The organism is Streptomyces sp. WAC05374, from assembly GCF_004353505.1.
Lineage (GTDB): Bacteria > Actinomycetota > Actinomycetes > Streptomycetales > Streptomycetaceae > Streptomyces.
Genome location: NZ_SMNQ01000011.1, coordinates 192,380 through 212,386, shown reverse-complemented (window position 1 = coordinate 212,386; position 20,007 = coordinate 192,380). Strand labels below are relative to the sequence as shown.

General features: G+C 73.9%; 19 protein-coding genes. 9 read left to right on the top strand and 10 right to left on the bottom strand.

Annotation, left to right across the window (positions count from 1 at the left end; all coding sequences use genetic code 11):
- Positions 1–81: 81 nt before the first annotated feature.
- Both E2B92_RS21675 and E2B92_RS21670 read right to left on the bottom strand, forming a co-directional pair.
- On the bottom strand, positions 82–537 hold the full coding sequence (locus tag E2B92_RS21675) for a nuclear transport factor 2 family protein (protein ID WP_126884880.1): 456 nt from the start codon (positions 535–537) through the stop codon (positions 82–84).
- Positions 534–1,736, bottom strand: coding sequence for a low temperature requirement protein A (locus tag E2B92_RS21670; RefSeq protein WP_126884881.1), 1,203 nt, complete (start codon positions 1,734–1,736; stop codon positions 534–536). The genes E2B92_RS21675 and E2B92_RS21670 overlap by 4 nt, the downstream gene beginning before the upstream one ends.
- 373 nt (positions 1,737–2,109) lie before the next feature.
- On the opposite strand from E2B92_RS21670, the gene E2B92_RS21665 reads away from it, so the two are divergent.
- Entirely contained in the window at positions 2,110–3,084 is a 975-nt protein-coding gene (locus E2B92_RS21665) for an SMP-30/gluconolactonase/LRE family protein (RefSeq protein WP_126884882.1), read from the top strand.
- A 64-nt stretch (positions 3,085–3,148) separates the two neighbouring features.
- Here the strand turns inward: E2B92_RS21665 and E2B92_RS21660 are convergent, their stop codons facing one another.
- The 6 genes from E2B92_RS21660 to ku form a co-directional block, all read right to left on the bottom strand.
- Positions 3,149–4,399 (bottom strand): MFS transporter, encoded by a 1,251-nt coding sequence (locus tag E2B92_RS21660; RefSeq protein WP_126884883.1) that lies wholly within the window; start codon positions 4,397–4,399, stop codon positions 3,149–3,151.
- Positions 4,400–4,439: 40 nt separating this feature from the next.
- Complete coding sequence (locus E2B92_RS21655) at positions 4,440–4,961, bottom strand: nuclear transport factor 2 family protein (RefSeq protein ID WP_126884884.1); 522 nt, start codon at positions 4,959–4,961, stop codon at positions 4,440–4,442.
- Between the two features lie 27 nt (positions 4,962–4,988).
- Positions 4,989–5,471 carry a nuclear transport factor 2 family protein gene (locus E2B92_RS21650; RefSeq protein ID WP_126884885.1) on the bottom strand — a complete coding sequence of 161 codons (483 nt, stop codon included), beginning with the start codon at positions 5,469–5,471 and terminating at the stop codon, positions 4,989–4,991.
- Positions 5,472–5,508: 37 nt separating this feature from the next.
- Positions 5,509–6,216, bottom strand: a complete 708-nt coding sequence (locus E2B92_RS21645) for an SDR family oxidoreductase (RefSeq protein WP_126884886.1) — start codon at positions 6,214–6,216, stop codon at positions 5,509–5,511.
- A gap of 77 nt (positions 6,217–6,293) precedes the next feature.
- A complete protein-coding gene (gene glgA, locus E2B92_RS21640; RefSeq protein WP_185923565.1) occupies positions 6,294–7,481 on the bottom strand; it encodes a glycogen synthase in 1,188 nt (395 codons plus the stop codon).
- Positions 7,482–7,842: 361 nt separating this feature from the next.
- Positions 7,843–8,859, bottom strand: a complete 1,017-nt coding sequence (gene ku / locus E2B92_RS21635; RefSeq protein WP_126887783.1) for a non-homologous end joining protein Ku — start codon at positions 8,857–8,859, stop codon at positions 7,843–7,845.
- A 40-nt stretch (positions 8,860–8,899) separates the two neighbouring features.
- Between ku and ligD the strand changes: the two genes are divergently transcribed.
- Together ligD and E2B92_RS21625 are read left to right on the top strand one after the other, a co-directional pair.
- Positions 8,900–9,784, top strand: a complete 885-nt coding sequence (gene ligD, locus E2B92_RS21630; RefSeq protein ID WP_126887782.1) for a non-homologous end-joining DNA ligase — start codon at positions 8,900–8,902, stop codon at positions 9,782–9,784.
- The gene (locus E2B92_RS21625) at positions 9,781–10,677 is read left to right on the top strand and encodes an ATP-dependent DNA ligase (RefSeq protein ID WP_126887781.1); all 897 of its coding nucleotides are present in this window, start codon (positions 9,781–9,783) and stop codon (positions 10,675–10,677) included. Before ligD ends, E2B92_RS21625 begins: the two co-directional genes overlap by 4 nt.
- On the opposite strand, the gene E2B92_RS21620 is transcribed toward E2B92_RS21625, so the two are convergent.
- Positions 10,674–11,471 (bottom strand): nuclease-related domain-containing protein, encoded by a 798-nt coding sequence (locus tag E2B92_RS21620; RefSeq protein ID WP_126887780.1) that lies wholly within the window; start codon positions 11,469–11,471, stop codon positions 10,674–10,676. The genes E2B92_RS21625 and E2B92_RS21620 overlap by 4 nt on opposite strands.
- A gap of 143 nt (positions 11,472–11,614) precedes the next feature.
- Here E2B92_RS21620 and E2B92_RS21615 point away from each other — a divergent pair, with 143 nt between their 5' ends.
- The 6 genes from E2B92_RS21615 (at position 11,615) to E2B92_RS21590 (ending at position 19,185) form a co-directional block, all read left to right on the top strand.
- Entirely contained in the window at positions 11,615–13,825 is a 2,211-nt protein-coding gene (locus E2B92_RS21615) for a HEAT repeat domain-containing protein (protein WP_126887779.1), read from the top strand.
- Positions 13,822–14,067, top strand: coding sequence for a zinc-ribbon domain-containing protein (locus tag E2B92_RS21610; RefSeq protein WP_126887778.1), 246 nt, complete (start codon positions 13,822–13,824; stop codon positions 14,065–14,067). The genes E2B92_RS21615 and E2B92_RS21610 overlap by 4 nt, the downstream gene beginning before the upstream one ends.
- A gap of 76 nt (positions 14,068–14,143) precedes the next feature.
- Positions 14,144–14,926 carry a hypothetical protein gene (locus tag E2B92_RS21605; protein ID WP_399432214.1) on the top strand — a complete coding sequence of 261 codons (783 nt, stop codon included), beginning with the start codon at positions 14,144–14,146 and terminating at the stop codon, positions 14,924–14,926.
- Entirely contained in the window at positions 14,926–16,188 is a 1,263-nt protein-coding gene (locus tag E2B92_RS21600; protein ID WP_126887776.1) for a sensor histidine kinase, read from the top strand. Before E2B92_RS21605 ends, E2B92_RS21600 begins: the two co-directional genes overlap by 1 nt.
- A 157-nt stretch (positions 16,189–16,345) precedes the next feature.
- Positions 16,346–17,698 carry an FtsW/RodA/SpoVE family cell cycle protein gene (locus tag E2B92_RS21595; protein ID WP_126887775.1) on the top strand — a complete coding sequence of 451 codons (1,353 nt, stop codon included), beginning with the start codon at positions 16,346–16,348 and terminating at the stop codon, positions 17,696–17,698.
- Complete coding sequence (locus E2B92_RS21590; protein WP_126887774.1) at positions 17,695–19,185, top strand: penicillin-binding transpeptidase domain-containing protein; 1,491 nt, start codon at positions 17,695–17,697, stop codon at positions 19,183–19,185. Before E2B92_RS21595 ends, E2B92_RS21590 begins: the two co-directional genes overlap by 4 nt.
- Positions 19,186–19,202: 17 nt before the next feature.
- On the opposite strand, the gene E2B92_RS21585 is transcribed toward E2B92_RS21590, so the two are convergent.
- A complete protein-coding gene (locus tag E2B92_RS21585; RefSeq protein WP_126887773.1) occupies positions 19,203–19,988 on the bottom strand; it encodes a hypothetical protein in 786 nt (261 codons plus the stop codon).
- Between the last annotated feature and the right edge of the window lie 19 nt (positions 19,989–20,007).

Here is a 20,007-nt window from a genome sequence, read left to right as displayed (position 1 = left end):
GATAAGCACGGGAGAATTCCCAGAAGATAGTGGTTCCGTTTTCGGCCGCCCGCCAACAATGTGCCGCCGACTTCCTGAGATTCAGGAATTCCTGGCGGCGATCGTGAGGAGCTGCTGGTTCCCGTCCGCCCAGGTCGCCGTCATCACGACGTCGTGGATGCGCCAGCCGCCGTCCGTCCGCCGCAGCGCGAACCGGTAGTGGCCGCCCAGGGTCCACAGCGGCCCGCCGTGCTCGTTGGGCAGCTTGTGCGTGGCCTGGAACATGGCCGTGCACACGGCGTCGTCCCCGTCCAGGTCGACGAGGAAGTTGCTGAACACGTGCTGGGTGGCGGTGAAGCTGCCGAGCAGCCCGGACCAGGCGGCGACCAGGCCCTTGGCCGGCAGGAGCGCCGGTTCGCCGCCGTTGAGACTGGTGTAGTCCAGCCGTACCTCGTCGGTGAACACCCGTTCCAGGGCGTCCCAGTCGCGCTGGTCGGTGTACCAGCCCATGCGGGTGCAGGTGTCGATGACGTCAAGCCGGTCCGCCGTGGTGCTCATCGGCCGACCACCTCCAGATTCCGAGTGGGTGCGTAACAGGTGTGGCCCGACTGCTTGGTCCACCGGTGTTCGATGAACAGGGCGCAGACGATCAGGGCCCCGAGGGACATCACCTCGCCGACGGCGGCACCGAGGTGGCCGGCCGGCACGGTGAGGAAGGCCAGTGCGGCGGCCGCGAAGTGGAACCGCTGCGGGCCGATCTTGAGGATTCCGTGGAACCAGGCGATGCCCGCCAGGTAGAGCGCCACACCGCCGGCCAGCGCCAGGGAGGGGGCGAGCGGCAGCGGGGCGAAGGGGTGCGCGATGGTCTTCTTCACGGCCGCGGCGATGAGGATCAGTCCGAGCAGCATGGGCACGTGCGCGTAGAAGAAGGCGGACAGCGCCATCCGCGAGCGGGTGGTGGCGTCCTGCCGCTCCAGGGCGACCTCGGCGCGCCGGGCCTTCTCGGACTCGTTGAAGTACACCCACCACAGGCAGGCCGGGATGATGAAGATGAGCACGGCGGTGGTGACGACCGACAGTCCGGCCGGGGCGCCGTCGGTGCCGATGCCCAGGGCCAGGAACGAGTCGCCCAGAGCGATGATCATCAGCAGGCCGTGGCGCTCCACGAAGTGGCCGGGTTTCAGGTCGAATCCGGAGACGCCGGTGATGACGGGCGCGAGGACCTCCAGCAGGACGGCGCCGCTCCAGCACAGGTACATCGGCACGCCGTCGAGGAACCCGGCGCAGATGATCAGCAGCGCTCCGGTGACGTGGAAGGGCGCGATGCGCAGCATGTTCCGGGCGGCGCGGGGGCCGCTGAAGGCGAACAGGGCGGCGTGGACGCTGACGATCAGCAGGTAGCCGACGCCGAAGGCGACCCCGTCGCCGTCGAAGGCGTTGGGCGTGGTCAGCCCGATGACCAGGAACGACGCCATGCCGAGGAGCAGCAGCAGCCGCTGGTGCTTGCCGTGCGGGGGCACGTGGTTGGTGAGCCAGGCGTACCCGCCGTACATCCACCACAGCAGCCAGAAGATCAGCAGGATCTGGAGGACCCCTTCGGGGTTCATGCGGTCGCTGAAGACCCGGGCGAGCTGGGTGAAGTTGAAGACGAAGGCGAGGTCGAAGAAGAGCTCCAGCGTCGTGACCCGCGCGTTGTCATTCAGCGGCGCGTCCTCGCCGGCTTCCCGTGTGCCTTCCGGAATGGCTTCCGTGGACATGGTCGCGACCGTAACGGCCACCCCGGTACACGGGTCAAAGAGTTGGCGCGGACATCATGAAGTCGCGCGCATACCGGGTCCCCGGTCCGGCTTTCGAACATGTCGGCCAGGCTTACGGAACGGCAAAATCCGCACTTGACATGAGAAAGTCTGGATGTCCTGGGACATCTGAATCGGGGCATATTTTCCGCGCCGACTCCCGGCCCCACCTGAGCTTTCCGGCCACTTGGCCGCCCCACCGGGACGTATTCCGGCACGGCCGGGGCGGGCCGTGCGAAACATAAGGTCTCTCGCACTTGGGCGGGTTGGCCCGAAGCCGCCCATCGAGAGAAGAGAGACACACGTGCATCGCATTCGTCCTTTCCGCTCCCTGATGGCCGCGGGACTTTCCCTGGCCGGACTGCTCACCCTCTCCGGCATGGCCGGCACGGCCGTCGCCGTCGACGACGGCGCCGAGGCCAAGTACACGGCCGGTACCGCCTTCACCCTGCCGGGCGCCCGGGCGTTCCCCGAGGGCATCGCCGTGGACGCCCGGACGGGCGACTTCTTCGTCGGCTCGTACGCCACCGGCGCGATCTACCGGACGCCGGCCGGCCAGAAGGCCGCCGAGGTGTTCCTGCCGGACGGCGCCGACGGCCGGACGACGGCGGCCGGGCTCAAGGTGGACGCCTCCGGCCGGCTCTGGGTCACCGACCCCAAGGGCGTGATGGTCTACGACCTGGCCACCCGCAAGCGCGTCGCGTACTTCGCGGTGTCGTCCCCGGAGTCGTCCCTGCTCAACGACCTGGACATCGCCCCGGACGGGACGGCGTACATCACCGACTCGTACCTGGCGGTGGTGTACCGCGTCACCCCGGCGCAGCTCAAGGCCGCGATCGCGGCGGGGGGCAACGGCGGGACGCTGACCACGGCGTACAACCTCACCGGCGTCATACCGCCGCAGCCGGCGAAGACCGTGACGCTCAACGGCATCGAGGCCGACGCGACGGGCAGCTACCTGATCACCGTCGACTCGGCCGGCGGCGGGCTCTACCGGATCGACCTCAGATCCGGGGCGATGCAGAAGGTGACGGGCACGGTGAGCCTCAAGTACGGCGACGGGCTGCACCTGGAGTCCGGCCGGGTGTGGCTCGCGCACTACGGCAACGACACCCTGAGCCGGCTGCGGCTGAACGCCGACGCCACCGCGTTCACCGTGGAGCGCCAGGTCGTCGACGCGACGCTGGAGATGCCGACCACGCTGGTGCGCCGCAACAACCACCTGTACGTGGTGCGTTCGCAGTTCGACAAGATGGCCGGCGGCACGGCGGAGCTCCCGTTCACCATCGCCGACGTGACCGGGTTCTGACGTGAAAAAGGCGGGGAGGCCGGGACCTGTCCCGACCTCCCCGCCGCTCGTACGGCGAGCCGTGTCACCCGGCGGTGGTCACCGGTACGTTGCTCACGCTGTCCGCCTCGCCCCCCGCCGCGGCGGCAACCGGTGCCTGCGGCGCCTTCAGGAACCGCGTCGCCCACACCACGGGCAGCGCGAGGACGGCGGCGACCAGCGCGACCACCGGCACGTCGCCCGTGCCGAAGGCGGCCAGGGCCCAGCCGCCGACCGCGGCACCGGCGGCCACGCCGACGTTGGCGGCCGAGGCACCGAGCGTGGCGGCCAGGTCGGCGCCCTCACCCGCCAGCGAGATGACGCGGAGCTGGAAGGAGGGGGTGACACCGAACCCGACGATGCCCCAGCCGGCGAGCGCGATCCCCACCAGCCAGGCGTTGGAGCCGAACGCCCACAGCGCGGCCATGGCGACGATCACCACGACGTTGCCGGCCAGCAGGGTGGCGGAGGCGTTGATGTCGGCGAAGCGGCCGCCCGCGAACGTACCGATGGCGCTGAAGACACCGAAGATCAGCAGGAAGGCGCCCACCGCGCCGCCGGAGATGCCGGTGACGTCCTCCAGGAACGGGGTGAGGTAGGTGAACGCGATGAACTGGGAGCCCATCAGCAGGACCGTGGCCGCCAGCATCGCCAGCACCCGGGGATGGAAGGCGTGCCGGGCCTGGGCACCGAGCCCGTCGGCGCTGGTGTGCTCGACCCGCGGCACCAGCGCCAGGGTGGCGACGAGCGCGAGCACGCCGAGCACGACGACGCTGCCGAAGGTGGCCTGCCAGCCCAGGCCCTGGCCGATCAGGGTGCCCAGCGGCACGCCGATCACGGTCGAGACGGAGATGCCGCCGAAGACCAGCCCGACGGCCTGGCCGCGGTGCTCGGCGGCCACCAGGCCGGTGGCCACGGTGGACGCGGCGCCCAGGTACAGGCCGTGGATGGCCCCGCACAGGACCCGGGCGGCCAGCAGCAGGCCGAAGGCGGCGGAGAAGACGGCGACGAGGTTGCCCGCGATGAACACGGCGAGGGCCACCCACAGCAGCGTGCGCCGGGGCAGCCGGATCGTCGCCGCGGTGACGACCGGCCCGCCGAGGGAGACGCCGAGCGCGTACGCCGTGACGAGCAGGCCGGCCGTGCTGACGGAGATGTCCAGGTCACCGGCGATCAGGCTGAGTACGCCGACGATGACGAGTTCGGCGGTCCCGATGACGAACGCCCCGAGACCCAGTGCGGCCAGCGCGAGCTTGTGGCGGGTCGGGCCGGGCCCGGTTCCGGTTGCGGTGCTCATACGGGAGCCCTTCTGCTTCGACGGTGGGTCGGGCGTGGTGTCAGGCGTACTGGAGGTTCAGCTTCTCGATGCGCCCGTCGCGGACGTCGAACTCGTAGTTGGCCTCGAAGCCGCCGGTGCCGCCGGGGGCGAAGCGGACGAGGAGGGTGGTGCCGTTGCTCTTGGGGGTGTTCTTCAGGACGGTCAGCCTGCCGCCGATGACCTCGTTGCGGGCCCAGTCGCGGATCTCGTCGTGGCCGGTGAACTCGCGGCCGACGTCGGTGAGTTCGGCGTCCGGGTGGAAGGCGGCGACCAGCGCCTCGAGGTCCTTGGCGGCAACGGCGTCGACGTACGCCTGGGCGGCGGGGTCGACGGCATCGTTGTCGGCCTTCGCGGACGGCCCGGCGGAGGGCGACTCCTGGACCTGCGAGACGGTGCCGCCGGGCGTGGGGCTCGAGGCGGCGGCGCGGTCCTGGCCGCCGCCACCGCCCGCGTCGTCGCCGCTGCCGTCGCCGGAGCAGGCGGTCGCGCCCAGGAACAGGGCGGCGGTGAGCAGGACCGGAGGTATCAGGCGCTTTCTCATGACATTTCTCCCTGGGAGGGTCGGGGATCAGGCGTAGCTCATGGACACGCTGTGGATGAGCCCGTCCTTGAGCGTGAAGGCGTAGCGGGCCCGGAAGCCGGCGAGCAGGCCGTCGGGGTCGAACCGGAGGAGCACGGTGGAGCCGTTGCCGCCCGGTGTGTTGCCGAGCACCGTGACCTTGCCGCCGATCACCTCGTCCGCCGCCCAGGCGCGGATGGCCTCGCGCCCGTGGAATCGCCGCCCGGTGTCGGTGACCGTGCCGTCCTCGTGGAACGCGGCGGCCAGGGCGTCCGCGTCGGCGCCGTCCACCGCGTCCACGTAGGCGCGCACGGCCGGGTCCAGCGAGGCCAGCGCCTTGGGTTCGTGCGCCTCGGGCGTGGCGCGCAGCGCCTCGCTCGCGGCGGCCTGCACGTAGTCGCTGCTGAACGCGGCGCCCACGCCGAAGATCAGGACGGCGGCTACCACGATCCCCGCCGTGCGGCGCCCCCGGCGGCCGGAGGAGAGCTTCATCGTTCTTCCCTTCGTGTCTGCGTGGCTGCGGGGCCGCTCACCACGGAATGCGCCGGCGCTCGCGGAAGAACCCGCCGCTCGGCCCGTCGTCGGGGAGCAGCGCCAGCCAGGTGACCGTGTCCGCGCCCTGCTCGACGCTCGTCGGCGCCCACGAGCCGCCCATGTCGGTGCGGACCCAGCCGGGGCACACGGCGTTGACCTTCACCGGGGCGGGGACGGCGGCGGACACCACCAGGGTGAGCGCGTTGAGCGCGGCCTTGGCGATGCCGTACGCCGCCGGGGAGGGAACGTTGTCCGTCATGGCGCCGAGCCCGGAGGAGACGTTCACGACCCGGCCGCGGCCGCGCCGGACCATGTCCGGGACGAAGGCCCGGCAGGTGCGGAAGGCCCCCATCAGGTTGACGTCGAGGGACCGGCGCATCGTCTCCTCGTCGAGGGAGAAGAAGCCCTCGGTGGGGTAGACGCCCGCGTTGTTGACGAGCACGTCGACCTCGGTCCCGGCCTCGGCCAGCCGTGCGGCGCACGCCTTCACGCTGTCGCCGTCCGTGACGTCGAGCTGCTCGGACCGGACGGTCAGGCCCTGACGGGTGAGCCGGTCGGCCGCCGCACGGCCGCGCGCGGGGTCGCGTGCGGCCAGCACGACGTCGAGGCCCGCCCGGCCGAGCTGGCGGCAGACCTCCAGGCCGATACCGCGGTTACCGCCGGTGACCAGAGCGGTGCGGATGGTGTGCGGCGCGTGGGACATGGTGACGAAGCTAGCGGCGGCCGGTACGGCGGGGTCAACGATTCCGCTACGACAACATGAGGTCGTCGTACGGGGGTTCAGCCGCCGGTCAGAGCCCGGTAGACGGTGTGGACCCGGCGCGCCGCCTCCTGCCACCCGAACCGCTCGCGGGCCCGGGCGCGCCCGGCCTCGCCCAGGGCGGCCGCCCGCGCCGGGTCGGCGAGGAGCTCGTTGACGGCCGCCGCCAGATCGGAGGCGAATCGTTTCTCGTCCCGGGGTGTGCCGGTCCCGTCCTGCTCCTGCTCGATCGGTACGAGCAGGCCGGTCTCCCCGTCCGCGACGACCTCGGGGATGCCTCCGGTGGCGGTGGCGACGACGGCCGTGCCGCACGCCATGGCCTCCAGGTTGACGATGCCCATCGGCTCGTACAGCGAGGGGCAGACGAACACCGAGGCGTGGGTGAGGAACTGGCGCAGCGACTCCTGGTCGAGCATCCCGTCGATGCGGACGACGCCGCCGCGCACCCGGCTCAGCTCGTCGACCAGGGCGGCCGTCTCGGCGGCGATCTCCGGGGTGTCGGGCTGGCCGCAGCAGAGCACGAGCTGGGCGGCCGGGTCGAGTTCGAAGGCGGCGCGCAGCAACTGCGGCAGCCCCTTCTGGCGGGTCACCCGGCCGACGAACAGCACGATGGGCCGGGTGGGGTCGACGCCGTGCCGCTCCAGGGCGGCCACCCGGTGGTCGGGGCGCTGGACGGCGGTGTCGATGCCGTTGTGCACGACGTGGACGCGGTCGGGGTCGACGCCCGGATAGACGCGCAGGATGTCGTCGCGCATCCCGTGCGAGACGGCCACGACGGCGTCGGCGGCCTCGACGGCGGTGCGCTCCACCAGCGACGACAGGGCGTAGCCGCCGCCCAGTTGCTCGGCCTTCCAGGGGCGCAGCGGCTCCAGGCTGTGCAGGGTCACCACGTGCGGCACGCCGTACAGCACCTTGGCCAGGTGCCCGGCGGCGTTGGCGTACCAGGTGTGGCTGTGCACCACGTCGGTGCCCTCGCAGCGGGCGGCCATCTCCACGTTCACCCCGAGGGTGCGCAGCGCCGGGTTGGCGCCGTCGGTGAGCGCGGGCTCCCGGTACGCGGTCACCCCGGGCGCGGTGCGGGGCTCCCCGAAGCAGTGCACCCGCAAATCGACCAGGGCGCGCAGGTGCTTGGCGAGCTCGCCGACGTGGACCCCGGCGCCGCCGTAGACCTCGGGCGGGTACTCCTTGGTGAGCAGATCGACGCGCATGGCGGGCGTTGGCGAATTCATGCGTACTTCCTGACGTCGAGGGCCTGAAAGACGGTGCGGCCGCGCCCCTCGGCGGAGCGCGGCGGCGGGGAAAGGGCCGACGGCGGCGGTACGGCGGGGCGGTCGTCGCCCCCGCCTCGGTCCCCCCGCTGGGGACGGTAGCCAATCCGGCCGGCCTCCCGGTGCCGCCCGGGCGGCCGGCGTGCGCCCCGGAGGGGGCGGCGGGCGGTGGGGCGGTGGGGCGTGCGGCGCGGAGGGGTGCCGAGGGCAGGGGGCCGGCCTTCCGGTGCCGCCCGGATGCCCGGCGTGCGGCCCGGGGGCCGCGAGCGGGAGGCGGCCGGCGCGGGGAGCCCGGCGGGGGTCAGGAGGCGCGCTTGCGGGGGGTGCTCTTCTTGGCGGCGGTGGACTTCTTCGCCGTCGTCTTCTTCTCGGCCGCCTTGCCGCTCGCGGCCGTCTTCGCGGTGGACTTGCGGGCCGGGGCGGCCTTCTTCGCGGCCGCCGTCTTGGCGGTGGACTTCTTCCCGCCCCGTTCCTTGGGCGCGGCGGCCGCCTTCTTGCGGCCGGGCAGCTCGTGGACCGACGCCTCCTCCGGCTCGCCCTCGCCGCGCGCCTCGCGGGCCGCGCGCACGCTGCTCTCCAGCGCCGCCATCAGGTCGATGACCTGGCCGCCGGGGCGTTCCTCCTTGGGCGCGGCCACCTCGGCGCCCTCCGCCTTGGCCGCGATCAGTTCCTCCACCGCCGCCCGGTAGTCGTCGTGCAGGGTCTCGATGTCGACCTCGCCGAGGGTGTCCATCAGGGCGTCCGCCAGGTCCAGTTCGGCGTCGCGGACGGTCACCGAGGTGTCCGGCGCGACGCCCTCGGGGCGGCGGATCTCGTCCGGCCACAGCAGCCCGTGCATGGCGATGACGTCGTCCACGACCCGCAGCATCCCCAGCCGCTCGCGCCCGCGCAGCGCGAACTTGGCGATGGCCACCCGCTCGCTGCGCTTGAGCGCCTCGCGCAGCAGCGTGTACGGCTTGGCGGCGGGCACCCCGTTGGCCGACAGGTAGTACGCAGCGTCGATCTGGAGCGGGTCGATCTGCGACGCCGGCACGAAGGCGACGATCTCGATCGTCTTGGCGGTCGGCAGCGGCAGCGACGCGAGGTCCTCGTCGGTGATCGGGATCATGGTCCCGTCGGCCTCTTCGTACGCCTTGCCGATCTCCTCCGTCGACACCTCCTCGCCGTCCAGCTCGCACACCTTGCGGTAGCGGATGCGGCCGCCGTCCTCGGTGTGGATCTGCCGGAAGGAGATGGACCGGTTCTCGGTCGCGTTCACCAGCTTGATAGGGATGCTGACCAGCCCGAACGAGATGGCGCCATTCCAGATGGATCGCACGGTTCATCCCTTTCGTACCGATTCGTGGGATTCTCATCGTATGACGCCGATCACGGAGGTGGAGGGGCGGCGCCTGGCGCTCAGCAACCTGGAGAAGGTCATCCACCCCGCCACCGGGACCACCAAGGGCGAGATCCTGCACTACTACGCGACCACCGCCCCCTGCCTGCTCCCCCACCTCCTGGGCCGCCCGCTGTCCTTCCTCCGCTACCCGGACGGCCCCGACGGCCAGCTCTTCTTCACCAAGAACCCGCCTCCCGGCACACCCTCCTGGGTGAAAACCGTCGCCGTCCCCCGATCGGACGACAAGAACGCCCGCCAGGTGATGGTCCAGGACCTGCCCTCCCTGATGTGGGCGGCGAACCTGGTGGTGGAGTTCCACACCCCGCAGTGGCTGGCCGGTGCCCCCGCGCTCGCCGACCGGCTGGTCCTCGATCTCGACCCCGGCGCCCCCGCCACCGTCGTGGAGTGCTGCCGGGTCGCGCTCTGGCTGCGGGAGCGGCTCGCGGCCGACGGCCTGGACGCGTACGCCAAGACGTCCGGCGCCAAGGGCCTGCACCTGTACGTCCCGCTGGAGCCGGCCCCCTCCGAGCGGGTCCAGGCGTACGCCAAGCAGCTCGCCGTCGAGGCGGAGGAGGAGCTGCCGGGCCTGGTGGTGCACCGGATGACCAAGGCGCTGCGCCCCGGCAAGGTCTTCGTCGACCACAGCCAGAACAACGCCGCCAAGACCACGGCCGCGCCCTACACCCTGCGCGCCCGCCCCCGGCCGGCCGTCTCGGCACCGGTGACCTGGGAGGAGGTCGAGTCCTGCGGCGCCCCCGCGCAGCTCACCTTCCTGCTGACGGACATGGCCCCCCGTCTCCAGGACTTCGGGGACCTGCTGGCACCCCTGCTGGACCCGAAGCGGGCGGGGCCGCTGCCGTGACGCTCGAGCCGCCCCTGAAAGTGACCCTCGCGCGCAACGTCGGCACCCTGCCGCGCGAGCCGGGACTGGCGTACGAACCCAAGTTCGACGGCCACCGGATGCTGATCTTCCGGGCGGGCGACGGGGTCGTCCTCCAGGCCCGCTCGGGGCGGCTGGTGACCGTCGCCTTCCCCGATCTCGTGGCCGCCGCCCGGGAGTTGCCCGACGGCACCGTGCTGGACGGGGAGGTGGTCGTCTGGCGGGAGGGCCGGATCGACTTCGCCGCCGTCCAGGGCCGGGCCGCCGCCACCCCCGGCCGGGCGCCGGGGCTCGCGCGGCGGCTGCCCGCCTCGTACGCCGCCTTCGACGTGCTGGCGGCGGGCGGCGCCGACCTGCGCCCCCGCCCGTACGCGGAGCGCCGCGAGCGGCTGGTGGAGCTGCTCGCCGACCTGGGCCCGCCGATCCAGCCCGTCCCCATGACGACCGACCCGCATCTGGCCGCGACCTGGTACGAGACGCTGCCCGGCATCGGGGTGGAGGGCCTGGTCGTCAAGCGCCTGGACCAGCCGTACAAGCCGGGCACGCGCGCGTGGCGCAAGATCCGGCACACCGACACCTGGGACGCCGTGGTGGTCGGCTTCACCGGCACCCAGCGCCGGCCCGCCTCCCTGGTGCTGGTCCTCCCCGACGACGACACCCCGGTCGTCTCCAGTCCCCTGCCCCCCGCGCTGCGCGCCCGCGCGGGCGCCGCCCTCGCCGCCCTGGCCCCCGGCGAGGAAGGCACCGCCATGGCCGTCGGCCTCGGCGAGGTGCCCTTCCGCTCCGTACCGCCGGAACTGACGGCCGAGGTGGCGACCGGCACCACCCGCCACACGGTCACCACGGTGCTGCGGCTGAAGGACGACACCCCCTAGACGGCCAGCCAGGTGCGGCGGTCGCGGGCCGTCGCGTAGAGGGCCTCCACGTCCACCGGTTTCAGGACAGCGCCGAGCCGCGCCAGGGACGGGATCTCGCCGTCCCGCAGCACCCGTACGCCGTCCGGCGCGGGCGGCACCTCCAGGCGGCCCGGATCGGCCACCGCCAGGACCGGGCGCACGGCCGTGGCCAGGGCGTGTGCCGCCCGGTCGGCGGCCCGGCGGGCCCAGCGCAGGTGCGGTTCCGGCTCCCCGCGGCCGGTGGCGGCGTACGGGCCGGCGATCCGGACCCGGCGGCCGCGCGCCGCGAGGGTGCGCACCGCGAACACGCCCGCCGGGCCGATCGCCAGGTGGTCGATGCGGGCACCGCCCGGCAGGGGCACGCAGTGCAGGACCCGCCAGCCCGCCGCGTCCAGCCCGTCCAGGGCGTCCCCGACGCGCTGGTGGGCGGCCAGCTCCGCCGGGCGCGGGTCCTTGCGCAGGCGGCGCGCCGGGGCGCCGTCGAGCGCGGCGTGCAGGGCCTCGCCGGGGCGGTTGGGGGCGAGGTCGTCGTCCGGGTGGAGGCTGAGACGTGCCAGGTCGGAGGCGGTGGGGACGGACGGCGGGCCGATGCTGACCTCGCCGGTGACATAGGGCGCGAGCGCCGCGACGACCTCGTCCTCGTACGCCTCGGACAGCAGGCTGATCCGGCCGCTGTCCCGGTCGTACCAGGCGATGTCCCGGCCGTCCGGGAGGCTGACCCGGAGCCGGTGGCGGCCGCCGGGCCCGGCCGGTGTGACACGCAGTGCGGTCATGCCCCATCACCCCCACGCCCATGGGAACAGCCGCGCCGGGCGACGGCAAGGGCGGCGCCGGGCGTGTCCGATTGGCGGGGCATGGGCACCGGCGGTGTGGTGCACTATTGCCCCCAAGTGCAGTGGTCGCGGGGAGGGACGGCATGTTCACGGGGATCGACGAGGTCGACTGGGCCTCGCTGGGGCATGCCTACGGTCCGGCCGACGACGTGCCCGATCTGCTGCGCGGGCTCGCCTCCCCCGATCCGGTGGAGCGGGAGGTGGCGCTGGACGGCATGTACGGCGCGGTGCACCACCAGGGCGATGTGTACGACTCGACGCTCGCCTGCATCCCCTTCCTGCTGGAGCTGGTGGCCGAGCCCGAGGTCCAGGACCGCGGCTGCGTCATCGAGCTGCTCACCAGCATCGGCGGCATCGACCTGGACGGCGACGACGAGCTGGAGGAACTGGACCCGGACGACGAGGAGTTCGAGGACGCGGCGAACTACGCCATGGCCGCGGCCGCCGTCGCCGCCGGCGCGGACGTGTTCCTCGGGCTCGTCGGCGACGACGACCGGGAGGTGCGGATGGCGGCGCCGGGCGCGCTCGCCTCGCTGCACGGGGACCCGGCGCGGGTGCTGGCCCTGCTGCGGGAGCGGCTGACCGTCGAGACCGACACGGAGGTGCGGCTCGCGCTGGTGGAGGCCGTGGGGCGGATCGCCCTGCGGTACGAGTCGCTGCGCGACGAGATCACCGACTGGCTCGGCTGGCTCATGGGCGCCGCCCAGGACCCGGCCCTGCGGCTCGCCGCCCTCGCCCAGTTGGCGCGGTGCGCCCCCGCGCGGCTGCCCCGGGACGTCGTGGTGACGGTGACGGGGCTGCTCGACCAGTTGCGCGACGCGCCCCCGGCGGCGGGCACCGTGCCGGACACGCCGGGTGACGCGCCGGGCCTGTCCGGCCGCCCGGATCTCGCGGGGCTCCGTGAGACGGCCGGGCGCGCGGAGCCGCTGGGCCTGCCCGAGCCGGTCGAGCTGCCCGAGCCGGCCGAGCCCCGGCCCGGGGCGCCCACCTTGGTGGGGCAGTTGCGCGAGCTGCGCGAGGAGCAGCGGGCCGGGCGCGGCACGGCGTGGGCCGACGACCTGCTGCGGACCCTGCACAGCGCCCTGGACGACCGGGTCGAGGACCGCATCGCGCTGGTCACCGCCCAGTTGCGCAGCCCGGACCGGGGCCGGCGGGCGGACGCGGTGTGGATGTGCGGCGGGCTGGTGCGCACCTGGCGCGGGGCCTACGACGAGGTGGTGCGGCTCGTCGGGGCACAGCTCACGGACCCCGAACCGCGCCTGCGCGAGGCGGCCGTGAGCTGGCTGGAGGGCCTGTTCGAGGTGGCCCGCCCGGCGGCGGACGCGCTGGCGGCCAAGGTGGCGGCCGACCCGGCCCCGTGGGCGCCGGAGCGGGTGGGCGGCCGGTCCGGGATGGGCAGCGCGCTGCTGGCGCTCACCCGTACCGGTGACGCGCGGGCGGTGCCGGCGCTGGCGCGGGCCCTGGAACAGCCCGGTGTGGACGGCCGGCTCGGCTACGCCATCACGCACCTGGGCCGCGACGGCGCCCCGCTGGTGCCCGTGCTGCGGCACAAGCTGGGCGGGCTGCCGCTGGACGAGGAGCTCAGCGAGGAGGCCGGCCCGCTGCTGCTGGCGCTGGCGCACCTGGGCGCCGTGGAGGCGCTGCCGGAGGTGCTGCGGGTGCTGCGCGGGGCGCCGGCGTTCCGCCGGGAGTGGGTGGTCGAGTCGTCGCTGCGGGCGCTGAGCGCGTTCGGGCCGGCGGCGGGCGAGGCGGCGGACGACCTGCGGGGCCTGCTGGACGACTGCTCGGTGGCGGTGGCGACCTCGGCGGCCCGGGCGCTGTGGGCGGTGGCGGGTGACACCGGTGCCGTTCTGCCGAGGCTGCGCGCCCTGCTGACGGCACCGGACGCGGCACACCGCAGGGAGGCGGCCTGGGCGGTCGGCGCGATGGGGCCGGCGGGCGCGGCGGCGGCCCCGGAGCTGCGGGCGTGCCTGGCGGCGCCGGGGGTGTGGCTGCGGGTGGACGCGGCCGTGGCGCTGAGCCGGGTCACCGGGGACGTCCGTGAGGCGCTGCCGGTGCTGGTGGGAGCCTGGAGGGAGAACCGGCACACGCGCGTGGAGATCGCCGGGTGCCTCGCCGGGCCGGGGCCGGTGCCGGCGGAGGCCGCCTCGCTGCTCCGCGCCGAGCTGGCCCGGCCGCGCCGGCACAACGTGTCGGAGGGCACCTCGGGCGACCATGACGTGCACCACGACGAGAAGCTCCTGGCGCTGTGCCGGCGGGCACTGGGCCGGTCCGGAGAGGAGACCGCGGGATGATCATCTTCGGGACGAAGGCGTACCTCCGGCAGCTCGCGGTGCTGACGCTGGTGTGCGGGCGGTGCGGCAACCCGGCGGCGCACGCGCTGCGCCGGAGGACGACCAAGTTCACGCTGTTCTTCGTGCCGCTGTTCCCGGTGGCCACGTCGTACGCGACGCAGTGCGCGTTCTGCGGCACGGAGGAGCGGATCACGCGGGAGCAGGCCGACCGGATGCTGTCGGGCGGCACGCGGGTACGGTGACGGCGGGCACGGCGTACGGGCCGGGCCGGGTCGACAAAAGGGACTTCCGTACGAATATGGTTTGCGGAAGACCGCCATGCCGTCGCACCGACCCGTCAGGAGGACCGTGAGCCCGCACCGCCCGGCCGCCGTGTACGCGGCTCTGCTGCTGCCCGGTGCGGCGGTGGCGGCGCTGCTGCTGTCGGGGTGCGGCGACGCTGGTGAGCTGACCAGCGCGGGCCCCACGCCGACGGCGGTCGGCCCGGTGCGCCTGTGGCCGGACCTCCCGCCCGTGACCGCGCCGCCCTACGACTACGGCGAGAGCGACACCGCGCGGGTGCCGGGGGTGGCCGTGCCCGGCGGTGACGTGCACCGGGTCGACCCGGTGCACGTGGTCCGGGCCGAGGTGGCGGCGCACCCGGGCGAGTACAGCGGCCCGGACGGGATGTACGAGGAGACGGCCCGGCAGATCCGGGAGTGCGGGACGAAACCGCGGCAGTGCCCGGTGATGACGCCGTACTACCGGGATCTCACCGGGGACGGCCGGGACGAGCTGGTCGTCGGCATCCGCATGCCCGAGCAGCAGACGGGGCTGCGCGTGTACATGCCCGAGGACGGGGGGCTGACCCGCATCATGTCCACCGTCGACCAGGTCGTGGGCGTCCAGCTCGCGGGCAGGGACCTGGTGGTGCGCGTGGTCTCGGCGGGCATCCCGGGGTACGAGTACCGCACGGCGTGGTCGTGGGACGGCCAGCAGCGGGCGATGCTCCCGACGCGGGACGAGATCGTCCGGGTGAAGCCGGTGCCGCCGAAGCCCGCCTCGCCTTCGCCGTCCCCCTCGCCGTCCCCGTCACCCTCCCCCGGCCCGGGCGGCACGTGATGCGGCGCCCGAGGCCTCCTGCCTGGATGGCGACCCTGACCTGGAAGGCCGGGGTGTTCATCACGGTGATGTGCTGTGCGCTGGCCGCGCTGCTGGGCGCCCTGGTGCACGTGTCGGTGACCCGGCAGACGGTGGACACGGCGCGGGAGAAGGCCCTGGACCGGCTGGAGGAGGTGACGCGCGCGTACGAGGCGGGCGAGCCGCTGCCGCCGTACGCGGGCGTCGACCCGGACGGCATGCCCGCCGCGCTCCGGGCGCTCGCGGTGCGCGGCGAGCGCGGCACGCTGGTGGCCGACTCCGGGGGGCGGCCCACGATGTGGGCGGCCGGGCCCGCCGACGGCCGGGCGCTCGCGGTGCGCGTGGACTACTCGCTGAGCGCGAGCACCATCAGCGGGCTGGACCAGGCCATCGTCGGCTCCTCGGTGCTGGCGATCGGGGCGACGCTGCTGGTCGGGTCGTTCGCGGTGACCCGGGTGACGCGGCGGCTGCACCTGACGGCGCAGGTGGCGCGGCGGATCAGCGCGGGCGACCTGGACGCCCGGGTCAACGACCCCCGGACGAAGGACCCCGCGCACCCGGAGGACGAGGTCGCCACCGTGTCGGGTGCGCTGGACACGATGGCGTCCAGCCTCCAGGGCAAGCTGCTGAGCGAGCAGCGCTTCACGGCGGACGTGGCGCACGAGTTGCGCACACCGCTGACCGGGCTGTCGGCGGCGGCCGAGCTGCTGCCGCCCGGGCGGCCCGCGGAGATGGTGCGGGACCGGGTGAGGGCGATGCGGGCGCTGACGGAGGATCTGCTGGAGATCTCCCGGCTGGACGCGCGCACCGAGACGGTCGACCTCGACGTGCACGAGCTGGGGCCGCTGGCCGAGCGCGTGGTGCGGGTGTCGGGCACGGACACGGAGGTGCGGATCGTCCGGGACGCGCGCGTGGAGACGGACAAGCGGCGCCTGGAGCGGGTGCTGGGCAACCTGGTGGCCAACGCCCACAAGCACGGCCGGCCGCCGGTCGTCCTCACGGTGGACGGCCCGGTGGTGACGGTCCGGGACCACGGGCCGGGGTACCCCGGCTACCTCCTGGAGCACGGGCCGCAGCGGTTCCGCACGGAGAGCGGCAGCAAGGGCCACGGGCTGGGCCTGACCATCGCGGCGGGCCAGGCGTCGGTCATCGGCGCGGAGCTGCGCTTCACCCACGCGCCAGGGGGCGGCGCCGAGGCCCGCCTGCTCCTCCCGGCGTACGCGCCGCCCACCCCGGAGCCCTGACCCCCCTCGTGGGGCGCCTTCGCCGGGCCCCCTCTCCCGTTACGGCGCCGCCGGCCTCCGCGGGGGCGACCCCGCACGGCCCCGCCCCGGGCGGATGCCGGGAGCAGGCCGTGTCAGGTGCGACATAACGGACATACCACTTGCTACGTTGCCTGGCATGACCGCAACGGGGACGCACAGGCGCCGGGGGGTGGAGCTGTCCCTCCTCATCGGGGGCGTCCTCATCGCCGTGTACGGGTACGTCGGCGTCGGGCTCGCCAGGAACGGCGCCGTGCCGCCGGACGCCGCCGCGTACGGCGCCGGGCTCGGGCTGCTGGCGCTGCTCGCGCACGTCGCCGTGCGGTGCCGCGCCCCGTACGCCGACCCGCTCCTCCTCCCCATCGCCGTCCTGCTCAACGGCCTCGGCCTCGTCCTGATCTACCGCCTCGACCTGGAGACCCCCGCCGACCACGCCGCGCCCACCCAACTGGTGTGGTCCACCCTCGGTGTGGGGCTGTTCATCGCGGTGGTCGTACTGCTGCGCGACCACCGGACGCTCCAGGGCTACGCGTACGTGTCCGTCGCCGCCGCCCTGCTGCTGCTGCTCGCCCCGATCTTCTTCCCCGCCGTCAACGGCGCGAAGATCTGGATCAGGATCGGGGGCCTGTCGTTCCAGCCGGGCGAGTTCGCGAAGATCCTGCTCGCCGTCTTCTTCGCCGCGTACCTGGCCGCCAACCGCACCGCACTGGCGTACACCGGCCGCCGGGTGTGGGGCGTGCAGTTGCCCACCGGGCGGGTGCTCGGGCCGATCGTGGCGATCTGGCTGGTCAGCGTGGGCGTCCTGGTGCTGGAGCGGGACCTCGGCACCTCGCTGCTGTTCTTCGGCCTGTTCGTGATCCTGCTGTACGTGGCCACCGGCCGCACCGGCTGGGTCGCCGTGGGCCTGCTGCTGGCGGCGGCCGGTGCGTTCGTGGTCGGCGGTCTCGAACCACACGTCAACAGCCGGGTGGAGGACTGGCTGCACCCCTTCGCCTCCGTCGAGGCCGGCCAGGGCCCCGGCCAGCTCGCCCAGTCGCTGTTCGCGTTCGCGGCGGGCGGGATGCTGGGGACGGGCCTGGGGCTCGGCGAGTCCGTGCTGATCGGCTTCGCGGCCAAGTCCGACTTCATCCTGGCCACCGCCGGCGAGGAGCTGGGGCTGGCCGGGCTGACGGCCGTCTTCCTGCTGTACGCCCTGCTGGTGGCACGGGGCTTCAGGACCGGGCTCGCGCTGCGGGACCCCTTCGGCAGGCTCCTGGCCACCGGCCTCTCCTCCATCCCGGCCCTCCAGGTGTTCGTGATCGCGGGCGGCGTGATGGGCCTGATCCCCCTGACCGGCATGGCCATGCCCTTCCTGGCGCAGGGCGGTTCGTCGGTCGTCACCAACTGGATCATCGTCGCCCTGCTGATCCGCGTCAGCGACTCCGCCCGGGCGCCCGAGCCACGGGGCGCCGAGCCCGGCGCCGTCCTGCCCGTGGTGGAGGAGGTCCGGTGATCCCCTGCATCCGCCACGCGGCCGTGCTGTGCCTGCTGCTGCTCGGTGCCCTGCTGGTGAACGCCGGCCGGGTCCAGGTCCTCGAGGCGCCGTCGCTGGACAAGAACCCCGCCAACCGCCGACCCGTGATGGCCCGTTACGCCCAGCCGCGCGGCGACATCCTCGTGGACGGCACACCGGTCACCGGCTCCAGGGACACCGGCCAGCCGCTGCGCCACGAGCGCACGTACGCCGACGGCCCGCTGTACGCGCCGGTGACGGGATACGCCTCGCAGACGTACGGCACCACGCTGCTGGAGCACGCCGAGGACCCCCTGCTGTCCGGCACCAGCCCGATGCTCACGCCCTTCCCCTTCTGGTACGACCTCAGCCGCACCCGGCCCCCGGGCGGCGACGTCGTCACCACCATCCGGGAGCCGCTGCAGCGCCTCGCCTACGACGGGCTCGCCGGCCGGCGCGGCGCGGTCGCCGCCATCGAGCCGTACAGCGGGCGCATCCTGGCTCTGGTGAGCAGCCCCTCGTACGACCCCGGGCTGCTGTCCGGCACCGGCCGCGAGGTGGCCGCCGCATGGGCCCGGCTCAACGGGGCACCGGACCAGCCGATGCTGAACCGGGCGCTGCGCCAGACCTATCCGCCCGGCTCCACCTTCAAGATCGTGACCGCGGCGGCCGCGATGGACGCCGGGATCGTCACCGACGTCGACGCCCCGACCGGCGCGCCCGACCCCTACCTGCTGCCGGGCACGCGGACCGTGCTGCCCAACGAGGCGAAGGGGTGCGGCAACGCCTCACTGGCGTACGCGATCCGCTGGTCGTGCAACACGGTGATGGCGCACCTCGGGGTGAAGGTGGGGAGCGCCGGGATGCTCGACGCGGTGGGGCGGTTCGGCTTCAACGACACCTCGCTGCGCGTCCCGTCGGCGGTGGCACGGTCCAACTTCGACGCGGAGCTGACCACGGACCGGCTCGCGCTCTCGGCCATCGGCCAGTACGACACGACGGCCACCCCGCTCCAGATGGCGATGGTCGCCGCCGCCGTCGCCAACGGCGGTGAGCTCGCGCACCCGCACCTGGTGGACCGGACGACGACCTCCGACGGCGGCCTCGTGTCGCAGCACGTCCGCCGCACCTACCGGCAGGCGATGCTGCCGCCGACGGCGCTGCGGCTCCAGCGGCTGATGGTGGACGTCGTCGACGGCGGGTCGGGCAGCAAGGCGGCCATCCCCGGTGCGACGGTCGGCGGCAAGACCGGCACGGCCCAGCACGGGGTGGGCAACACCGGCACGCCGTACGCCTGGTTCATCGGCTGGGCGCAGGCGGCCGGCACGGGCCGGCCGGCCGTCGCGGTCGCGGTGGTCGTGGAGGACGCGTCGGCGAACCGGGAGGACATCAGCGGCGGCGGCAGCGCGGCGCCCGTCGCGCGGGCGGTGATGGAGGAGGCGCTGCGCGAGGAGGAGCGGCGCTCCGCCGGACGTCCCGGTTCCTGAGCGGGCCCGCCGGAAGGTCAGCCGATCGGCTTGCGCATCTCGGCGCGGACCTTCAGGGTCAGCTCGGCGGCCCGGGCGAGGTCGATGTCCCCGGGCTTTTGGCCCATGGAGGCCGCGTCGACGACGCCGACCCCGAGAACGGTGTTGCCGTCGCCCCAGGCGCACATCGGGAAGGTCACCTTGTTGCCCGCCTCGGTGTTGCTGAGCACCTCGCACTCGACCGTGACGTCGGACCCGGCGGGCGTGACGTCCTTCGCGGGCGTCTCGATCGTGGCGTTCTGCGCGGTGCCGGCGCCGCGCAGAACGCTGCGGCGCTCACTGTCGGGGTTCTTGACCTGCCCGTAGTAGCCGGAGACGACCAGCGCCTTGATGGCGCCGTCCTTCTCGGCGGTGTACTGCGCGACGGCCGCCCCGTCCGTGCGGACGTCGGGGCTGTAGGTGTCGTCCAGGACCTTCTTGCCCTCGGTGCCGGACATGTCCTGGGCGAGCGTGTACTCGCCGTCCACGAGCGTCGGGGGGACGGTGAGCTTGTGCGTGGCGGCCGGGAAGGGGGTGTCGTCCCCGGCGCCGCCGACGACCATGGCCACACCGACGCCGAGGCAGCCGAGCAGGACGAGCCCTCCGGTCACCAGGCCGACGACCAGGCCGGTGCGCCTCTTCGGCGGCTGCGGAGGCACCGGCGCCCCGTACGGTCCGGGGTACTGCTGCGGGAAGCCGGGCTGCGGCTGCGGCTGCTGCTGGTACGGACCGGGGTAGGGGCCCGTGTACGGGCCGGGCTGCTGGGACGGAGGCGGCATGGTCATGCGCGTCAGGCTACGTCAC